Raw genomic sequence first — 19765 nt, 5'->3', positions numbered from 1 at the left:
CAAGCCCGGGATGACGTTGCCCCTGTCATCCCGGATCAAGTTCGGGATGACAACAGTGACGTCATCCCGGGCTTGACCCGGGATCCATTCCTTTTAATCTCTTAACAGTCAATTCTACCTCATGCACCCTAAAAAGGCGTACTCCTTTTTTATAAGCCTTTTGACACCCAGCAATGCCAAGTTTCATCAGCTTTTCCTGCTCACCACCCGCTTTTTCCCTTAAAAATCGTTTGCGTGAAATGCCAATGGCGCAAGGATAAGATTCTAAGATCACTTTTTCAAGGTTATCTAATAAATCATCATTTTGTTCAACATTTTTGGCAAAACCAAAACCCGGGTCGAGTACGATTTGTTTAGGCCTAACCCCTTGCTTTTGTGCAAGCCCAACTTGGTTTTTAAGTTCTTGTTTAATTTCTTCGAAGAGATTTTGGTAATGACAATGTTCCATCATGTGATCAGGAGTTCCACGCGAATGCATGAGAATATAACCTGCTTTAGTTTGCCGAACGACATCAAACATTTTAGCATCAAATCGCCCCCCTGATACATCGTTGATAATCTGAACCCCGGTTGCAATCCCCCTGCGTGCAATTTCACTTTTGCGAGTATCCAGTGAAATAGGTATTTTCAGCGATGCACTTAATAATTTTAACACCGACTCTAAGCGTTGCCATTCTACTGCAATGGTAATTTCACACGCCCCAGGCCGAGTCGACTCAGCCCCAACATCAATCGCATCAGCCCCTTGCGCTTCCATTCTAAGCGCATGCTCCAAGGCCCGTTGCGGTTCAACAAAAAGCCCCCCATCCGAAAACGAATCCGGAGTAACATTCAAGATTCCCAAGATTCTTGGCTGTATTTCCAAGTCCCATTCAATATTTGCAAATTTCCAAACCGACATAATTTAAAATGTTGTCATTGCGAGCCCAACGGGCGTGGCAATCCGACCGAAGGTCGTCCTGAGGCTTTAGCCGAAGGATCTCTTGCAAACGAGGAGATCCTTCGCTACCGCTCAGGACGATGCTCTGCATCGGATTGCTTCACCCCTGAAGGGGGTTCGCAATGACAGAAAATTGTCAAGCCTTGGTAGGTTGGGGTGAAATGATGGGCTTTGGCTTTGACCGTTTGCGAGTTTTAACTTCGGCGACTTCAGCGCTAGGCGTCACCACCGCCGGCGTCCCCCCACTCATAATCAAATCAATTTGATCCCCCGACAAAGTCTCCATTTCAAGCAAGGCCTTGGCCAAACGATGCAGTTGGTCAATATGTTCGCTCAATAATTTTTTAGCCCGCTCATAATTGCGTAAGATAAGTGCTTTAATTTCTTCATCGATAAGGTCACTGGTTGAGGGGCTATAGTTGGGGTTTTTAGCTAATTCGCGACCTAAAAAGATTTCTTCATCACGATTAGCATAATGAATCGGGCCCAATTTTTCGCTCATCCCCCATTCACAAACCATCTTACGCGCCAGGTCGGTGGCATGCTGAAAGTCATTACCAGCGCCGGTGGTTTGAGCAGCAAAAATAAGTTCTTCAGCAATCCGCCCACCCATTAAAATAGCGATGCGATTTTCAGTGTATTCTTTAGAATAAGAATGCTTGTCTTCTTCCGGTAGCTGCTGGGTTAACCCCAATGCCATTCCTCGGGGAATAATCGTAACCTTGTGGATGGGGTCAGTCCCCAAAATAAGTTTGGCCACCAAGGTGTGGCCGGCTTCATGATAGGCTGTATTTTTTTTCTCTTCTTCGCTAATCAACATGCTGCGCCGCTCGGAGCCCATCAATACTTTATCTTTGGCAAATTCTAAATCTACCATTTCGACAGCTTTCTTTTCAGTGCGGGCCGCGACGAGAGCTGCTTCATTAACTAAGTTCTGTAAATCGGCACCACTAAACCCGGGAGTACCACGGGCAATAATCGAAAGATTAACATCACCTGCCATCGGTACTTTGCGCATATGAATCCGCAAAATTAATTCGCGACCTCGTAGGTCGGGTTTGGCCACTACGACCCGCCGATCAAAGCGGCCCGGGCGCAATAAGGCGGGGTCTAAAACATCGGGGCGGTTTGTAGCCGCGACCAAAATAACCCCCTCGTTACTTTCAAAGCCATCCATTTCAACGAGTAATTGATTAAGGGTTTGTTCCCTCTCGTCATGGCCGCCGCCTAGCCCTGCCCCACGATGGCGACCCACCGCATCGATTTCGTCAATAAACACAATACAAGGGGCGTGTTTTTTGCCTTGTTCAAAAAGATCACGCACTCGGCTGGCCCCCACCCCTACAAACATTTCTACAAAGTCAGAACCACTAATCGAGAAAAACGGTGCCCCGGCTTCGCCAGCAATGGCCCGTGCCAATAAAGTTTTGCCCGTCCCGGGAGGGCCCATCAGCAAAACCCCTTTGGCAAGCCTTCCCCCCAGCTTGGTAAACTTTTTAGGATTTTTTAAAAACTCGATAATTTCTTGTAGTTCTTCTTTGGCTTCATCAACCCCCGCTACATCGGCAAAAGTAACCCGGCGAGATTTGTCAGTCATGAGGCGGGCCTTACTTTTGCCAAAACTCATGGCCTTGCCGCCCCCGGCCTGTAATTGCCGCATGATAAAAATGATAAGCCCCACCAAAACAATCATGGGCAGCCAATAGATCAAAAACTGATACAGCATCGAGGAGTCGCGATGTTCTAAAAATTCGACGCGGGCCTGCGAATTGGCCAACAGCTCATTAATCTTATCGCTATTAGAGGGGCCAATCGCTTTAAAAAACTTTTTACCAGAATTGCTAGGCTTATATTTACCCGTGTAGACATTGCCTTTCACTACCACGTTTTCAATGCGATTTTCTTTGATATCTTTTACAAACTCACTGTAAGAAATGCTTTGTTCGCTATTGGGTGGGAAACTAATGAGTTGTAAAATTGAAATGGAACACAAGATGATAATGCCCCATAGCAAAATTGTCTTATAAGTGGGTTTCATAGCAGGTCCTTCCAGTCCTTAACGGTAAACGTTTCTGCTAATAAAATCAATCTATTACTGGCCACTATTGTGAGATTGCTTCGTCGGTTTTGCCTCCTCGCAATGACATTACCCTGTCATTGCGAGCCAAGCATGGCGAAGCAATCTATATTTAAATTTAAATAGATAAAACAATAACTTAAAGTAAAACTATAATACAAAGGTATTTTAGATTTTGGAGCCCGAAGCTGTCTTTAGCAACCCATCGCGGAAGCGCCGGGGCCCCCATGCGAGCTAGCCGTTATGGACTTTCTGTCATTGCGAGCCCAACGGGCGTGGCAATCTCACCGGTTAGACAGAAGGGATTGCTTCACCCTGCTGGGTTCGCAATGACAGAGGGGCCCCGGCCTAAAATATCTTCACCTTTAAATATTTTTAAAACTAATTCGATAACGGGTTTGCTCGATTAAAATGGGGTCTTTAAAAATGAATTGGCGTTTTTTTTGTGGGAATAGCACGGCCTGTTCCAGTTGAGCTAATTTTTTGGAATTGAGGGGCAAGTTGTTTGAAAGTTCTTTCCAGGCCTGTTGCAACACCTGGCACCTTAAGGCGCGAGGTGCTTCTTTTAAAGGAATGATGGGGAGTGAAAATCCCTTGCCTGTTTTTTCACGGTGAGTAGTTAAAAATTTTTCTGCCATCAGCATGACCCATTGTGCCTGGCTGCGCAGATGCGTGGCGGTTTTGGCAATGTGTTCTTCGATGCGGGGGTTGAGTGTTTTAAGTAGGGGCAATAATTGTTGGCGGATTTTATTGCGCAAATATTTGTCGGTTTGGTTAGAAGAATCGGTTCTAAATTCAATTTTATTTTCTTGGGCAATTTTCTCCAAAGCCTGGCGAGGGCATTTTAAAAGCGGCCGCCAGAGGCCAGCAGAAAATTCTTCCATCCCCCCCAACCCATGACTTGAGGCCCCTTGCACTAAACGCAACAAGAAAGTTTCTACCTGATCATCGCGTTGATGAGCCGTAGCAATAATGGCGCCTTTTAATTCCGATGCGATCTTGGTAAAAAAATCGTAGCGAATTTTACGCGCCTTATTTTGTAAATCATTGGCTTTGGTACCTATTTTTTTTTGCAAAACAAAACAACGCAAGCTAAACAGCTGACAAAGCTGTTCCGTAAAAGCTTGATCTTCATCCGATTCTTTACCGCGCAACCCATAATTAACATGCGCCACAACGAGCACTGGCAATGCTTGCCGCAATTGATAAAGCCCATGCAACAAAACCGTAGAATCTAAGCCCCCGGAGGCAGCTATAATGATGGGTAAGCCGCGCGCCTCTTGCGGCAAAGAGGCATGCGAATCTTTAATAGCTTTAAGTAATTGTTTCATGGATAGTGACGCGTCTTTCCTGTTGGATCTGTCCAAACCATAATGGTTCCTGGGAATCTTTTCAATAGCTCAACGCTTGTTAGTTCACCTGCGACGTAAAACCCTGTAGCCATGGCATCGGCCAAGGTAAGTGAATTGGTTATCACCGATACGCTTTGATTTCTTTCTACTCTCAGCATCGTTTTAGGAGATAGGATATGCCCCGGTTGTTCATCATTGCCTGAAGTGGCAATAGCTTGGTCTTTTAAGAACATAGGAGCCGTATATTTACCCGGCAATTGCTGGGGAATTTGAATGGCAACGGGCCAAGGCCCTCCGCGGCTAGCAGTGTCTCCGCCGGCACTGATCAATACATCCGTAAATTTTTTTAATTCCGATTGCTGTAACATTTGGTCAACAATATAACCTTTAGCAATAGCCCCTAAACCAATTTGAGTTTCAGGGTCTGTCAGTTTTCCACTCTTATTCTTTTCATCAAGAATAATTTCCCCTACTATCCCCGCCTTTGTTTTAGACGCAAAGCGAATATCAAAATAACCGTCTAGTTTTTCAGCAAGTTCTTTGGCTTGTTTTAATACCCGTAAAGTATCAGGAAAAAACTTGCAACTTTTCCGCCCGGCATTTTGATTAAGACAACTGATTTGTGAAGTTGCTTGCCATTCACTTAACTGCCTTTCTAAATTTCTAGCCACACCATAAGCTTGATCCATCGCTTGATCAGCAAGGGCCTTTTCATGCGAAGCAATTTTGACCGATATCGTAACCGGCACATGCCCCATCAACAACTGCGACCGAGTATAAACCGTTGTCGATGCACAACTTGTGAGCAATAAAAATATTTTTAATGGGATTAATTTGTAGAAACTCATAAATAGTCAAGCAAATGGAATGAGAAGGTTTTTTTTGAGGGAGGGATGGGTCAATTGAGAGCCTTTTAGTGCAGGAGGTCGGCTCCAACGCATGCGCCTCAGGACAGGCTCCAGAGGGCATCTGTCATTGCGAGCCCAACGGGCGAAGCAATCTCCTTGGTTTAACCGGTGAGATTGCCACGCTCGCCAACGGGGCTTGCTCGCAATGACAGAAGCCCTCCTTAAGCCGACCGGGCACGGGCTCTCAATTGACCTATCCCTCCCTCAAAAAAAACTTTCTCATCCTGTTTGCTTATACCTTTTTAATACCCCAAAATATTTCATAAAAAATGGTGGCGGCGATGATCCCAAAGCACAAAAACATCCCTCCCCCGCCAATGGTAAAACCATAAACATATTGATTCCCCCCATAACGCACCAGCCAAGGAGAAAAATTATAAATCAAGATGCCCAAACCATTAATGACGATCAACATCCCTTTAAAGCGATTTGCTGTCGGCACAAATCCAAGTAAGATCCATAAAGAAAAAAATACCAAAGGGATGGTAAATGCATGCACATGCATAACCGCTAAGATGTGACTGTAGGGCTTTGGCAAATCTAAACTGTCTGCGCTATCCCCACCTTGATAATAGGTAATTGTTTTTGCATGATTCAATTGGGTTTTGTCGTAGCCCTGTAACAAGGCAAAACTAAAACCCACGGTGAGTAATATTAAATAGCTAACAATAGCTATTTTGAAATTTATCGACCATTGATGAAGCCATTTATTTTCCATAAAAATTTTGCCAAAGAATTAAAGCCCGTCTCGTGCCTGTCACCAAAGCCTTTGCCGAAAGCGTAGCCCCCGTAATGCTACGAATCCCTTGATTAAGCCGCAAGTCCCCCACTAAAGTCTTTCCTCTAAATTGATTTAAAAACCGCAGCTGTGCCACCTCTCCCCCATGACTTTCGCGATACACCATAATTTCTACCTGTTGGATAATCCCTTCGGGAGAAATCAAAGTCACAAAGGTGATGGGCTCAACCTTGCCAATTTCTTCATCGATCAGGGCATAGCCATCAATCTTTTCCCCACTCTTTCCCACATAAAACGTATAAGTGTTTTTTGGAAAAGGAATTCGATTTTCTTTTTCTAATTTTTGGCGAAGTTCAAGACTCACGGCATGTTTCTCTTCACTTACCGTGCTTGATTTTTTAAACATCAATTTAAGTGCATCTACAGGCGTTAAATAAATCTTTTGTGCCCATGCTATTGAGCCAAAGCAGACTACAGCAAACATGACAATAAAAGTAGCGACGTTTTCATTCATAGTTAAAAATGAATGGATGCCGGATCCCCGGATCAAGTCCGGGGCAGGCTCGTCCGGCATGACGGCATTACGTCATCCCGGGCTTGACCCGGGATCCATATATGACACCTATAAAGCTTTAACACATAAAAAAAAGCTGGCAAACCACAAATGGAGAGAAAGGGTTTGCCAGCTCATGTACCCAGAATAAAATGTTAGAAAGCAATGGCGGCTGAAGCAATAATACGATCGTTATTATTGGCTGCTGTATCTGAGCCAAAATTCATTTGATATTCGGCTTTAATCACAAAAGGCTCAATAGGCCTAAAGTTCATACCAATTTCTAAACGTTTACGTTCATCGGTGCTTGCCCCAGCAGTATTTGTATCAACATAGTTGAATCGAACCATGTTGGTGAAGGTCCCATCAGGGATCACTTTTCGAAAAGGGCCAGGGAACCAGTGAAAGTTAAGTTGAGCATAATAACCAAACTGTCCCGTGACTCCATTGGTGTCCACAAAGGTTTTGTAAACTTCACCTTCTAATTCCACCGGGCCTACGATGGTATTGCCAAATTCCCAAGATGGCGATTGATAGCGCAAATCCCCACCCAAGATGGTCATGCGTTCATCGCCAGCTCCATTGCTAGCCAAGTCTGTAGTATAGGCTGACGCCCCTACTTCTAAACCCGTCATGGGTGAAAAACCTAAACGACCGCTGATGGCCTTGTCATTATTGTTATCATTTCGGAACCCATTGCGTAGCCCGCGGTTACCGCCATTGCCCAACACGTTGCCATCGCCATTGGGGCTGGCCAAACCATTGGTTACATAGAGTTCATAATTAAAGGCCATGTTGTTGGCAAAGTTATGAAAACCATGAGCGCCAACGCCTGTTTCTGACCAAGTCGAAGGAATGATCAACAAATCAGGGAGCGGGCGAGTGGTAAAATCTAACAAATTGGCGTCGTGGAGAATATTGACTCGTCCCATGGGGATGAGAATAACCCCACCGCGGAAGGTCAACCAATCGCGCACCGTGGCATCAAAGAAGGCTTGTTCAAGGGCTACATGGTCACCGTTGGTGATGGTGCCATCACCACCATGTTCCAATTCAATTTCACTATTGATCGACAACCAATTATTAAGTTGTGAAGACACCCCTAAAACAAAACGGTGAGCATCAAAGCTAGAGGCATTATTTACGCCCCCATCATTGTCAAATTCCACATCAAAATAACCACCGACTGTGGTGCGGCCTAAAAACTTTTTAAATCCCGAAACGCCTTCAGGAACGGCGGTTTCGTTATGCCCTTCTTTTTTGATTTCATAGTAAACCGGGCCCTCGCTTGCATCTTGATTTTCAGAGGCGGTTGAGGATTCACCCACGCTTTTGGGAAGTTGCGGTTCAGCTTGTGAGTTTTGACCAACCCACGATACCAGGCAAGCAAGCATGATACTGTGGAACAATTTAACTTTCATGATTTCTCCTTTTTTAATAAAAATTTTAAGAATGGTTCGCCTTAGGTAATTGTTTAAGGGAATCGCGCACGGCTCGAGTAAGATAGTTCTTCATGTCAGGGGCAATAATGTTACGTTTATCCCAGATGCGTTTGTTTTTATTAATGCCTGACCAAAGCAACTGCCCAGTTTCAGTTGAAACGACATCAATTTGCAGTTCAATCGTGACTTCTCCAGTTTGCGTCATTTGAGCCGCATCCATTTTTAAAATTTTTGGAAAGACGAGCGCCTTAATACCCACCTGAAAAAAGGGATTGTTGGGTTTGAGTTCTTTGTCTTCGTATTGGGCAACTAAAGGATCCACCACCGAATCTTTAACCACTCGGTACCCCTTGTCATCCATTCCATAGGCCACATGTTCACGCACCATATCTTTAATGGGGCCGTCTTTAGACCATTTGTTTTTTCGATAATCTTTGAACCATTCAATGAGCGTAGTGGCCTTGTAATGAGGGTCTGCAACTTGGGTCAAAACGGGCATAATGCCCACTTCTAATGGAATGGAGGGCACGGGTGGTGTGGCATGGGCAATACTAAAATTAACCAAGCAAGCGAGGGTTAAAAAAATCTTCTGCATAGCTACTTTCCTTTCTGTGGCAATATTGAAAATAACTTTCATTTTCATATATGACAGGGATTAGTCTGCCAGGCAGGTCATTGTCAAGTGCAAATTCTTAGCCCACGTCTTTTCGAGGTAGGGAGAGGCCAATGGAGAGCCCGCGCCTGGTCGGCTTAAGGAGGGCTAAAAAATTTTTTGTTTTTGGTTGAATTAGAGTATTCCTTCGTCATCCTCTAATTCAAAAAAACAATAAAATTTTTTAACCCTCCTACGTCCGCCCTCCTGCGCTGAAAGGCTCTCCCTTGGCCTCTCCCTACCTCGAAAAGACTTCTTCTCAAATATTTGCAGAGATATGAAAAGTTATTTTGAGTTGGGCTCCTATTATTTTTTTGAATTAGAGGATGACAGAGGAATACTCTAATTCAATAAAAATAAAGGATTTTTTTGGCCGAGTAGGCTTTACGGGTGCGGGTTCTCGATAGACACCTTAGCCCAACTCAAAATAACTTTTTAGGTGTGATGATTTGCAAATGAAAATGATTAGGAATGGCTTTTGGCGTGGCATTTGCTGCAGTGGCCGTAGAGTTCGTGCCGATGGGATTTTAAGTGAAAACCATGTTTTTTAGCCACGGAATCTTGGAGTTTTTCAATGTGGTCATTTTCAAATTCAACAATTTTCCCACACTTGACGCAGATTAAATGATCGTGGTGTTTGCCAGCCGGTTCAAAAAGCGACTGCCCTTCCCCAAAGTGGCGTTGCACGGCCAAACCACATTCTTGTAGGAGCATGAGCGTACGATAAACGGTGGCGTAACCAATGTTGGTATCTGTCTTACGTGCTTTGTCGAGGAGGGCTTCAATGGTGACATGGCCCTTCGATTCTAAAAAGGCGTTAAAAATAATTTCACGTTGGTGAGTTTGTTTAAGCCCTTTATTCGACAAATAATTATTAAGAATTTCGTGGGGATTCGATTTGCTCATCATAATAAGTAAAATAATCAAGGTAACTTAGCTATGTCAATGAATTATCACTCTAAATTACAAACTAACCATATTTTTTTTAAGTTAAAGTTGTTAGAATCAGAATTTGTGAGAGGCAAGGCCTTGGTATTACAAAACCTTATATTTTAATGGGTTGCGTCATTTTTAGTTTTTGCCTTTTTTTATTTTAAACCTTAAAATGAGGGTCTTGTAATTCTATGTCCACAAAGGCCTTTAAAATTTTGTTGATGGATGCGAACGTTCAGCATGCCGAGCTGATCCAAAGTGCATTGAAGTTTCATTTTAAGCCCTTGCGGTTTGAACATGTGGATATGGCCAGCAAGGGTTACAAGAAATTAAAACATCAAAAGTATAATCTGGTTTTAACTGATTTGGCCCTTCCCGACCAACAAGGTGAACAGCATATTCAAGAGACACACAAACTGGCGCCCGATTGCCCGGTGGTAGTGTTAACCGCCAACGGTGATGAAAAAAATGTGGCGCGTTCGATTAAAGCGGGGGCCGAAGATTATATTATCAAAACTCGCGATTCGCTTGAAGCCATGCCCAAAATTATTGAACGGATCATCACAAAATTTGAACGGCGTCATCAAAATCCTTTAGAGACCCTGGCAGCGAGTGGAGCCTTGGGGCCAAGTCTTATTGATGCGAGTGCACGTAGCATGTTGAAAAAATTAAATGCCATTCAAAATAATCTTAAGAAATTAGTCAAACTCAATGGCCAAGACCCTAAAGATGCTAAAGATTCTAACGAACCCACCAAAGATCGCGCTGGCTTAGATCAGGTTTATGAACAAATGATGGGCTTAAAAGAAATGGTATGGAAGTTTTTAAGTGGAGGTAAGTAAGGGTTTGGCTAAGACGCGGTTGCGCCCTTTTTGTTTGGCCAAATAAAGATAATAATCGGCCTCTTTGATCAGGTCTTCGGGTTCTTGAAAATTATGATCGATGTGACAGGCCACTCCAAAGCTAACCGTCGTTTGCATCATTTTCCCCTCAAATTCAAAATTGGCTTCACTGACAATTAAACGAAGCCGTTCAGCCAACCGGATGGCATCTGGCAATTGAGTATCGCGCATCAGAATGGCAAATTCTTCTCCCCCATAACGTGCAAAAATATCTTCTTTACGAATGATAAGCTGAGTCATTTCGGATAATTTTTTTAATAGTGTGTCGCCGGCCAGATGCCCGTAAGTGTCGTTAATATTTTTAAAGAAATCGATATCAAATAAGATGAGAGATAAATGGGTGTTGCGACGTTTTGAATAAGAAAATTCTAAAGCTAGTTGATCTAAAAAATAACGTTTGGTGTGAGCGCCGGTGACAATATCAACCACCGCCATATTATAGAGTTGATGAAAAGATGCGGTGTCAAATTGGTCAACATAATCAAAACGAATGAGGGATTCTGAACTAATGCGAATTTTATCGCCGGTTTGAAGTTTGTGCCGGGTAATCTTTTCACCATTCACAAAGCTTCCGTTGGCACTTTGTAAATCTTCAACCGTAACTTGGTTGTTTTTAACGATAAATTTGCAATGGAATCGGCTAATCGCTTCGTCTTTAACAAGGAAATCAGATTTTTCGTTGCGGCCAATGGTCCACTCCCCTTCTAAAAGAGGGAATAGTTTGCCCATGGCGGGACCGGTTAAAAAATGCAGGGCGGGAATTTTTTCAGCTTGAGGATCGTCTTTGTTGATCGCGCGAATAATCGTGTCATCTTTAAACTGACCATTCATATTTGCAAAGTATAACGAAATAGCTAATGGAGGGCAATCTTGAAAATATAAAAGTGCGGTAGCCCTAGCAATCGTGTCATTCTGAGCCCGCGCCAGCCAAAGGCTGGTCCGCCTCCGGCGGAAAAGAATCTTCCATTTTATTCTTCAATTAATCTGCAAATCGTTGCACCTAAAAAGAGAGAGCAGTGACCTTGAAGTTGAGATGGTTTTGCCGACCCGGCGCTCCAGCGGCGACCCTCATGGGGCCCGCCGGCACGGAAGCCTTCCGCGTTCCCCCATCATGGGTCCCTGCCTTCGCAGGGATGACATGGGCCTCGGCTTTCCATGCCGGCTAGCCCGCATGGGGGCCCCGCCGCTTCTGCGATGGGTCGGCAAAACCATCTCAACTTCAAAGTCACTGCTCTCTCTTTTTATATCAATAAACTTAAATAAACTTAAATAAACTTAAACAATCTTAAAAATATAAAACCCTAAACCCGCTAATAGCAATAAGGCGATCAGGCCTAGGGTTAGGTTTCTTTTTAAGTGGGAGTGGTTGGTTTTTTTGGGGTAGAGGTCAGATAACAAAACAGTTTTGGAATTTTCTTGGCGTTCGCTTGAAAGTTCATGGAAGCCTTCAATACCGATGGTCGCTTCGATTTCGGAAAAATCAATAAATTTCGTGTGCTCGCTAGGGTCTTCTACATCGATGTCATCGAAGATCGAACGAAAGTCGAGGGCACGGCTATCAACCAAAACCGTTTCTTCGGTGGATTGATTTAAGTCTTTAGAAGTGGCCTTTGATTTTTCTTCTAAAATAGTTTTTTCTTGATAAGCAACGGTGTCTTCCCCAAGCCCTGTAAAAATTTTTTCTAAATAGGTTACGATGTGGCTTTGTTTAAAATCAGGATAATATTTTAAAATAAACTTGGTTAAATCAAGCGACATTTCTTGGGCGCTGGTGTAGCGAACGTTCGGATCTTTGGCCAAGGCCTTTTGAGCAATAACATCGAGGTCAGCAGGCACTTCGGGGCGTAGATCGCTGGGGGCAATAAATTCTTGATATTTTACGGCAGCAACGGTGTCGGCATTGGTTTTTTTCTTAAAGAGTCGTTTTAACCCCAACATTTCCCATAAAACAATGCCCGCCGAAAAAATATCGGAGCGATGATCAACTGCTGTACCCTCAGTTTGTTCGGGTGACATGTAGGCAAATTTCCCCTTCAAAACTCCTAGTTCAGCTTCACTGGCCTTCATGGCGGCCTTGGCTACGCCAAAATCAACAATCTTAACGCTGCCTGAATAAGAGACAATGATGTTTTGCGGTGAGATATCACGATGCACAATGTGCAAGGGATCACCCGCTTCATCGGTGCGGCGATGAATATAATCGAGGCCGCTGCACAATTCACTTAAGATGTAAGCGATGATGGGAATGGGAATGGGTTCGTGAAGGCTCTGGGATCGTTTGATGATTTGGCTGATGGTTTTGCCATCAACATATTCCATGACAATAAAATAATCGCGCCCTACTTTTCCTAAATCGTAGGTTTGCGCGATGGACCCATGAGTTAAGCTAACCGCAATCTTGGCCTCATCGATGAGCATGCGAATAAATTCTTTATTGGCGGCAATGTGGGGCAAAATACGTTTGATAACGACAAATTTTTTCAGGCCTGTAAAATCATAAGTGAGGCCCTTAAAAATTTCCGCCATACCGCCTTGCGCGATCTTTTCTAGAATGAAGTAATGACCGAAGGGTCGTGGTTTTGTCATAAATGAAAACTGCCATTATCACGTAATGGGGTTAAATTTCCCCAAATATCTTTAGAATGGGGCCTAAAATCCCCTTTTTAGTAAGAAAAAACTAACATGAATCCAGCCTAAAAACAAATATTAATTTAAGTAATTTCAAATAGTTATCTTGTTAATCGGTTGGGCATGCCAATTTGGCATTCAACTTGCACATATATAAGGTCAAACCCATTATGCATGACCTCTCTTTAGAAAATGGGTTTTGACCTCACGTCAAAAAAACCGCACTATTTTGACCTACCAACTACCCGGAGGAAATCCGGGTAGTTGCCCTCCTTTCTTCACCGCCTTTCACAATTGCCCTTACTCTGCGTTGAAAATGAAATTGCATCCTCGACGTACAGCTAGCTTGGATCAAGAGCTTATACGCTTAAATAGTTTGCCTTCAGCCACCGGCTGAAGTTTGCCTGTTACGCGAGTACGCCTCCGGATGCAATTTTATTTTCGCCTTGATTAAGGGCAATTCTGAAAGGCTATAATTGAACAGTATAAAAATTATTTACTGTGAGGGACTCTGTCATTGCGAGCGATGTCATCCCCGCGAAGGCGGGGACCCATGATAGCGAGCGTGGCAGTCTCCAACATTATTTTAAAACTGAAGATTGCTTCGGCTGGCTTGCCTCGCAATGACAGAGGTCATCATAAAAATTAAAATCCGAAGCCTAGGTGGTGTTGGGCAAATTTGTTGATGGCCTTGCTATCAGGATATTTCCACTCAAAGTGATAGCCTAATTGGGTGAGCAACTTTTTTTTGAAATCAAGATCGACATGGGTGGGTTCTTCAGGGCTGTTCATGCGTGCCAAAGCTGATTGAATATTTTCAAACAATCCTCTGATGACTTGCGATTCTTGGATGGCCTTATTTAAAAAATTAAACCAAAGCAGCGTTTTTTCTAGGCGTTCGTAGTCTTGGCGAATGTAGGCAAAACTTGCTTGTAGTTGAATGTTTTGTACCACGGGCAGACGACTTTTAGGTTGGGCAGATAATTCAATCTCTAAAAGGTTGGTGTAATCTAAAAGCCCCCCACCCCGCTTTTGGCTTACCTTAGCTTGGTAAGCCAGTGCCGAAAATCGCCCTAAGTTTTCCCCTAAAAAAGTTAGAATAAGATGGGCATCTTGGTAATGAACTTTTTTAAGTAAAAAAACTTTTTCAAGTGTTTGCATAAGGGGGTTGCCCGCAAAGCCGCGATCCTCACGTATTTCCATATACGCTCCGGTCGCGTCTTTGCGGGCGCCTTGCATCTGGGCCCTTTTTAGAGGTCCCCCCAATTAGAGGTGCCCATAAGAAAGCCAAATGGCAAGGCCCACTGGGATTAAGATGGCAATGACTAAGAGAGAATTTTTAATCCATTTTTTTTCTTGCAGGGGCGATTTTTTCTGGCCGTAAGATTCTAGTTGAGTCATTAAAGCATCGAAACGCAACAAAGTGTCATGATCGTTCAGCCCAATACATTGGGCATAGGCTCGCAAAAAACCGCGGGCATAGGTTATGCCTGGGAGGCGTTCAAAGTGATCCGATTCAATGGCACTTAAATATTGGAGATTAATTCTTGTAAGTTTAGCCACCTCTTCTAAGCTGATGCGGCGTAGTTCACGTTCTCTTTTTAAATAACTTCCTAGATTTTCCATGTTATCACATATGAGATTGCTTCGGCCGGCTGGCCTCGCAATGACAGCCCTCTGTCATTGCGAGCGTCCGCGAAGCAATCTCTCTCATCCTTCAAGAAATTCCTTAGGTAGCATAAACCGCAGCCGTTCTAACGTTGCTGGGGGAATCTTTGTTTTATCGGTGATAATCGCATTTTTCAAAGACTCACGGCATTTGCATGGTGCCCCTTGATTTATCTTTGGCAAGACTGTTTTTAACAAGCTTTGAGCCGTTGCGATATTTTTATTTAAAGTATCAATAATCATTTCAATCGTCACGGTGTCGTGGCCCTCATGCCAACAATCATAATCGGTCGAAAGTGCCACTGTTGCATAACACATTTGGGCCTCGCGGGCGAGTTTGGCCTCTTGTAGATTAGTCATGCCAATCACAGCAGCACCCCATTGGCGATAGAGCTGCGATTCAGCCTGAGTAGAAAACATCGGGCCTTCCACACATAGATAAGTGCCGCCATCGTGAACCGTTGCCCCAATCGTATGCCCTGATTGCACGAGTTGCTTTTGTAGGTTCGCGCAAATGGGATGAGCAAAGCCCACGTGGGCCACAATGCCATTGCCAAAAAAAGTAGCAGGGCGGGCAAAGGTGCGGTCGATAAATTGGTCAATGATGACTAAATGCCCGGGTTCAATTTCGACTTTCAAAGAACCCACGGCTGAAATAGAAATAATCGATTGGCAGCCGATGATTTTTAAAGCGGCAATATTAGCCCGAAAATTTAATTCACTGGGTAATATCCGATGCCCTCGGCCATGACGGGCTAGAAAAGCGACTTTGACGCCCGATAACTCTCCTAGAATGAGGGCATCAGAAGGTTCGCCAAAGGGGGTGTTAACTTTGAGCTCTTCTGTATTTTTGAGCTCTTGCATTTGATAAAGACCCGAACCACCGATAATACCGATCATGATCATTGCCTCCGTTGCCATCCTATCAAAAAGTTTGTCTTTCAAAGCAAGTAATTTCTTTACAACAATTGCTTTCACAAGTACCATAGCCCGCAACCTAATTTTATAGAAAGGGTTTTTTATGAAACTAAAACAAAGTCGTGCTTTCATAGCACTGATGGTGAGTATTGTGAGTGGGGGCGCACTCTCTTGTGGAAGTTCAGCCGGAACTGGCAATGATAATCTGGCGAATGCAACCGGGATGACCATTGTAAATGCGACCAAGGCCGATGATTTTTCAACCAGTGGGAATGTGAATATTGGTTTTGTGGCTACCGATTCAAGTGGCAACGCTATCTTGGCACAAAACACATCGGGTACTCCACTTCGAGTGGCCATTGACAATATTGTGGTTCGTTCGGCCAATGCGGCAGATGGTGATATTACCTGCAGTATCAGCTCTGCCTTTAGTACCACCATTACCTGCACCTTTGCTTCCATTGCTACGGTGAGTGCCACCACAGGGACAGGTTCATGGGCCTTGGATATCGATAGTAGCGGAAGTATGTCGGGTAGCGACCCTTCTTGTTTAAGGGTTACAGCATCAAATTCTTTTTATGATGAATTAGAGGCAGATTCAGCCAGCAATCAAGTTGCGGCTTATGATTTTACGACAGATAGTTCTCTCGATGCGACTGGCTGTACGGGTGCTCGAGCAACTTGGGCAGCAACGACAGGTTTCACAGATACGAGTGAGTTGCTTGATTGGTCTGCAACCACGTCGGCTAACAATGCAGCCTTTTCCTCGGCAGTTGCCACGGTAGGAGATGGCGCAGGCACACCGCTTTATGATTCGATGACTGAGGTATGTACCGATATGGCTACGAACTCCTCGATCACTTCGGGTAATAGTAAATATATCCTTTTGCTTTCGGATGGTGACGATAGCGGTGGTGGTAGTAGCAGCTTAGCTGATCTGAACTCTTGTTTGAGTACCAACGATATTACAGCTTATGTCATTGGTTTGGGATCAGGTGCCATTGATAGCGTCTTACAAAGTATTGCTGATGCTAATGGTGGATTATATAGACCGGTGAGTGCAGCAAGCGAACTAGCAGAAGTTTTTGCTGCCTTTGCGACTGCGGTTAATGGAGGTTACAACAACGCAACCGTAACACTTTCTGTGCATGATTCTACGGTTACTGGGGTTGAAATTACCATTACTATTTCAATCGATGGTACGAGCGCCACCGATACGGTAACAATTACGCTTTAGTTAAAGTTTTCTTCATGACGATTGCATAATTGCGTTCGTTAGAAGCGCCGTCTCTTCGAAAAGAGTGGTAAAGTTCGGTTAATTCGAAGGTGCAATGAGGGATGGTTTCAATATTGGGGAGGGTCAAGCCGGCTTGTAAAAGCTGCAGCTCATTGACCCTCCCCAAATTTAAGTAAAATTTATTTTCTTTTCCTGAATGAAGGGCGTCGGGGTATTGTTTGAAAAGATCGGCCACTTCTTCCCCTACTTCATAATGTTTAGCGCAAATCGCCGGCCCAATCAGGGCCTTGATTTTATCACGCGAATCAGCCGTAAAATATTCTTCAACACATTGTTTAACAATTTGCTGGGCGCTCCCTCGCCAACCCGCATGAACTGCGGCTAGGGTGCCGCTTGGGTCAAACAGCAAAATAGGCACGCAATCAGCCGTTTTGATGCCTAAACAAACATTGGGTAAAGAAGTGACTAGGCCGTCGCCTTCCTTGCCGTAACAGTTCTCCGTCATCCCGGGCCCAGACCCGGGATCCATAATAGAATTATTTTCAATTTCAATAATTTGATCAGAATGGATTTGGTTTAACAATAACGGTTGATCAAATCCCAAACCACGGAATGAATTTAAATTAAATCCTTTGCCCGTAAAAAGGACGTTGATCTGATGTGTGTCGAAGGTAAAGGATTTAGTTAGCATATGATGATATCTGTCATTCTGAACCCAGCAGGGTGAAGAATCTTCCATTTCGGGTTGCTTAATAAAATGGAAGATTCTTTCGCCCTGCTGGGCTCAGAATGACACTATTTATAGCCCTCGCAATGACAGTCTAAGTTTGTTAAGCAACTCCCTCATATCTTGCCGCAAGGGGGCAACAATGATCAATCTTTCTTTTGTGCGGGGGTGAGTCAACTCAAGTTGATAGGCGTGTAAGGCTTGATGGGGAAAATCTTCAATCACATAGGGCAAATCACCGCGGGGGCCATAAACCGGATCACCTACCAAGGGGTGATGGCTTTCTTTAAAATGCACTCGGATTTGATGGGTGCGCCCGGTTTTAGGATAAGCCTCGACAAAAGTGATGGGCCCTAATTCTTCGAGCACTCGGTAATCGGTATGGGCTTCGCGGCCCTTTTGAGTTTGCGAAGACATTTTTTTGCGATCATGAAGGCTGCGGCCAATCACCGTTTTGAAAGAACCATGTAAGAGCTTGAATTTGCCCCATACCAAGGCTTGATAGGTCTTTTTAATTTGGCGGTTTTTAAATTGAGTTTGGATTTTTTCTAAAGTCCATTCGTTTTTGGCCACCAACAACACCCCTGAAGTTCCTTTATCAAGGCGATGGGTAATGCAGGCGCCAGGGTGATAGTGCAAAATGGCGTTCATCATGGTTTGATTGGGGTGGCCAGGTGCGGGGTGAGTGACAAATTTTGCTTCTTTGTTTACTGCAAATAGATCGTCGTCTTCATAAATAATTTCTAATGGGATATCCTCCGGTAACATTCTGGATCCCCCGGTCACGCCGGGGGATGACGCGTATGGCCAATTAATCGTTACTTGATCTTTTTTTCTTAAATGGGTGGCGGGTTTAAGGGGTTTGTCGTTGAGTAAAATAGTATGAGCTTCGATCCCCCGCTTAATTTTAGAACGAGTGATACGAAAGCGTTCGCTGATAAATTGGTCGGCCCGTTTCCCCTCACCGCTTGCATCAACGATGAGTTGAACCGATGGCTTCGGTGATGGATCCATAACCCTCTTGTTTGAGAAGTTTAACTAAACCTTGATTAATCGACTTAACAAGCCCAGGGCCTTGGTAAATAAGCCCAGTGTAGATTTGCACCAACGAGGCCCCGGCTTTGATTTTTTCATAGGCCTCAAGGCTAGAAAAAATCCCCCCTACTCCGATAATTATTTTTTTAGGCAAGTTTCGTTTAACAAATTGAATCATTTTAACGGAGATAGAATGTAGGGGTGCACCGCTTAAGCCCCCTGCACCTATCTTTCTAAGTAAATTCGAACTTGTTTTTAAATGAGTGCGTTCTTGGGTGGTGTTGGCCACCACAAAACCACCGATATTATATTTTTCACTGACTGCAAAGAGCGATTCTAATTTTTGGAAAGTAAGGTCCGGTGATAATTTTAGCAAAATAGGTTTTTTAATTTTTTGACTTTTGGCTTCATCGCTAATTTTGTTTAGCAGCTCTTCTAAATATTCTGTTTCTTCAAAGGTTTTGCCATCATTGGTGTTCGGGCAACTGATATTAAGCACAACATAATCGGCCAGGGGGCCAAGTTTAGCAAAACTTTCAGCAAAGTCTTTCACCCCGAGGCTGCCTAAACACCGAGGATCAGGAGTTTTGGCGATATTGATCCCCAGTGGAACAGCGCTTGGGTGTTTGATTAATTTTTCAGCCACTCTTTGAGCCCCTATATTGGGTAGGCCCAACCGATTGATGAGGGCACGATCTTGAGGCAGTCGAAATACTCTTGGTAAAGGATTTCCTGCGGAGGGCTTAGCCGTGACCGAACCAATCTCTAAAAACCCAAAACCAAGGCTTGGTAAAAAATCAAGGAGGTCTGCATTTTTATCAAACCCTGCGGCTAAACCCACTGGGTTGGCAAAGGTTTGGCCCCATAGGCTTTGTTTTAAACTGGCATGTTCGTAGTTAAAGCACCATGTGAAAGGTTTTGCTAAAAAAGTTTTACCAACAAATTTCCCCCACAGCAGCGCTTGATGATGAGCGGTTTCAGGGTTGAGAGAAAATAAGAGAGGTTTGATCAAGCGGTACATAGTGATATTATACGTGGATCCCGGATCCCCGGA

Annotated in this window: 19 protein-coding genes; 2 read left to right on the top strand and 17 right to left on the bottom strand. The window is 44.0% G+C overall.

What is annotated here, in order from left to right; all coding sequences use genetic code 11:
* Positions 1 to 61: 61 nt before the first annotated feature.
* From folP to HYU97_07750, 9 genes are all read right to left on the bottom strand, one after another.
* The gene (gene folP, locus HYU97_07790; protein ID MBI2336645.1) at positions 62 to 901 is read right to left on the bottom strand and encodes a dihydropteroate synthase; all 840 of its coding nucleotides are present in this window, start codon (positions 899 to 901) and stop codon (positions 62 to 64) included.
* A gap of 175 nt (positions 902 to 1076) precedes the next feature.
* Positions 1077 to 2978, bottom strand: coding sequence for an ATP-dependent metallopeptidase FtsH/Yme1/Tma family protein (locus tag HYU97_07785; protein ID MBI2336644.1), 1902 nt, complete (start codon positions 2976 to 2978; stop codon positions 1077 to 1079).
* 404 nt (positions 2979 to 3382) lie between these two features.
* Positions 3383 to 4348 carry a tRNA lysidine(34) synthetase TilS gene (tilS, locus tag HYU97_07780; GenBank protein MBI2336643.1) on the bottom strand — a complete coding sequence of 322 codons (966 nt, stop codon included), beginning with the start codon at positions 4346 to 4348 and terminating at the stop codon, positions 3383 to 3385.
* Positions 4345 to 5217: an FAD:protein FMN transferase gene (locus tag HYU97_07775; protein MBI2336642.1), complete on the bottom strand. Its 873-nt coding sequence runs from the start codon at positions 5215 to 5217 to the stop codon at positions 4345 to 4347. The genes tilS and HYU97_07775 overlap by 4 nt, the downstream gene beginning before the upstream one ends.
* Before the next feature lie 292 nt (positions 5218 to 5509).
* Positions 5510 to 5995 carry a hypothetical protein gene (locus tag HYU97_07770; GenBank protein MBI2336641.1) on the bottom strand — a complete coding sequence of 162 codons (486 nt, stop codon included), beginning with the start codon at positions 5993 to 5995 and terminating at the stop codon, positions 5510 to 5512.
* Positions 5985 to 6530 (bottom strand): FMN-binding protein, encoded by a 546-nt coding sequence (locus tag HYU97_07765; GenBank protein ID MBI2336640.1) that lies wholly within the window; start codon positions 6528 to 6530, stop codon positions 5985 to 5987. The genes HYU97_07770 and HYU97_07765 overlap by 11 nt, the downstream gene beginning before the upstream one ends.
* A gap of 194 nt (positions 6531 to 6724) precedes the next feature.
* Positions 6725 to 7990 carry a hypothetical protein gene (locus tag HYU97_07760; GenBank protein ID MBI2336639.1) on the bottom strand — a complete coding sequence of 422 codons (1266 nt, stop codon included), beginning with the start codon at positions 7988 to 7990 and terminating at the stop codon, positions 6725 to 6727.
* A gap of 25 nt (positions 7991 to 8015) precedes the next feature.
* Positions 8016 to 8654 carry a hypothetical protein gene (locus tag HYU97_07755; GenBank protein ID MBI2336638.1) on the bottom strand — a complete coding sequence of 213 codons (639 nt, stop codon included), beginning with the start codon at positions 8652 to 8654 and terminating at the stop codon, positions 8016 to 8018.
* A 474-nt stretch (positions 8655 to 9128) separates the two neighbouring features.
* Positions 9129 to 9572, bottom strand: a complete 444-nt coding sequence (locus HYU97_07750) for a transcriptional repressor (GenBank protein ID MBI2336637.1) — start codon at positions 9570 to 9572, stop codon at positions 9129 to 9131.
* 215 nt (positions 9573 to 9787) lie between these two features.
* Between HYU97_07750 and HYU97_07745 the strand changes: the two genes are divergently transcribed.
* The gene (locus HYU97_07745) at positions 9788 to 10438 is read left to right on the top strand and encodes a response regulator (protein ID MBI2336636.1); all 651 of its coding nucleotides are present in this window, start codon (positions 9788 to 9790) and stop codon (positions 10436 to 10438) included.
* Here HYU97_07745 and HYU97_07740 read toward each other — a convergent pair.
* The 5 genes from HYU97_07740 to mtnP form a co-directional block, all read right to left on the bottom strand.
* Positions 10421 to 11329: a diguanylate cyclase gene (locus tag HYU97_07740; protein MBI2336635.1), complete on the bottom strand. Its 909-nt coding sequence runs from the start codon at positions 11327 to 11329 to the stop codon at positions 10421 to 10423. The two genes, HYU97_07745 and HYU97_07740, sit on opposite strands and share 18 nt — an antisense overlap.
* A 444-nt stretch (positions 11330 to 11773) precedes the next feature.
* Positions 11774 to 13084 (bottom strand): serine/threonine protein kinase, encoded by a 1311-nt coding sequence (locus HYU97_07735; GenBank protein ID MBI2336634.1) that lies wholly within the window; start codon positions 13082 to 13084, stop codon positions 11774 to 11776.
* Positions 13085 to 13771: 687 nt separating this feature from the next.
* Positions 13772 to 14329, bottom strand: coding sequence for a DNA repair protein RecO (gene recO / locus HYU97_07730; GenBank protein ID MBI2336633.1), 558 nt, complete (start codon positions 14327 to 14329; stop codon positions 13772 to 13774).
* A 63-nt stretch (positions 14330 to 14392) separates the two neighbouring features.
* Positions 14393 to 14752 carry a helix-turn-helix domain-containing protein gene (locus HYU97_07725; protein ID MBI2336632.1) on the bottom strand — a complete coding sequence of 120 codons (360 nt, stop codon included), beginning with the start codon at positions 14750 to 14752 and terminating at the stop codon, positions 14393 to 14395.
* A gap of 84 nt (positions 14753 to 14836) precedes the next feature.
* A complete protein-coding gene (gene mtnP / locus HYU97_07720; protein ID MBI2336631.1) occupies positions 14837 to 15694 on the bottom strand; it encodes an S-methyl-5'-thioadenosine phosphorylase in 858 nt (285 codons plus the stop codon).
* A gap of 121 nt (positions 15695 to 15815) precedes the next feature.
* Here mtnP and HYU97_07715 point away from each other — a divergent pair, with 121 nt between their 5' ends.
* Positions 15816 to 16949 (top strand): VWA domain-containing protein, encoded by a 1134-nt coding sequence (locus tag HYU97_07715; GenBank protein MBI2336630.1) that lies wholly within the window; start codon positions 15816 to 15818, stop codon positions 16947 to 16949.
* Here the strand turns inward: HYU97_07715 and pgeF are convergent.
* From pgeF to HYU97_07700, 3 genes are all read right to left on the bottom strand, one after another.
* Positions 16939 to 17640 (bottom strand): peptidoglycan editing factor PgeF, encoded by a 702-nt coding sequence (gene pgeF / locus HYU97_07710; protein MBI2336629.1) that lies wholly within the window; start codon positions 17638 to 17640, stop codon positions 16939 to 16941. The genes HYU97_07715 and pgeF overlap by 11 nt on opposite strands.
* Positions 17641 to 17748: 108 nt before the next feature.
* Positions 17749 to 18690: an RluA family pseudouridine synthase gene (locus HYU97_07705; protein MBI2336628.1), complete on the bottom strand. Its 942-nt coding sequence runs from the start codon at positions 18688 to 18690 to the stop codon at positions 17749 to 17751.
* A complete protein-coding gene (locus HYU97_07700; GenBank protein MBI2336627.1) occupies positions 18650 to 19732 on the bottom strand; it encodes a quinone-dependent dihydroorotate dehydrogenase in 1083 nt (360 codons plus the stop codon). Before HYU97_07700 ends, HYU97_07705 begins: the two co-directional genes overlap by 41 nt.
* Between the last annotated feature and the right edge of the window lie 33 nt (positions 19733 to 19765).

It is taken from the genome of Deltaproteobacteria bacterium (genome assembly GCA_016183235.1).
Taxonomy (GTDB): Bacteria; UBA10199; UBA10199; order DSSB01; family JACPFA01; genus JACPFA01.
This window is presented reverse-complemented; position numbering and strand designations above follow the sequence as displayed.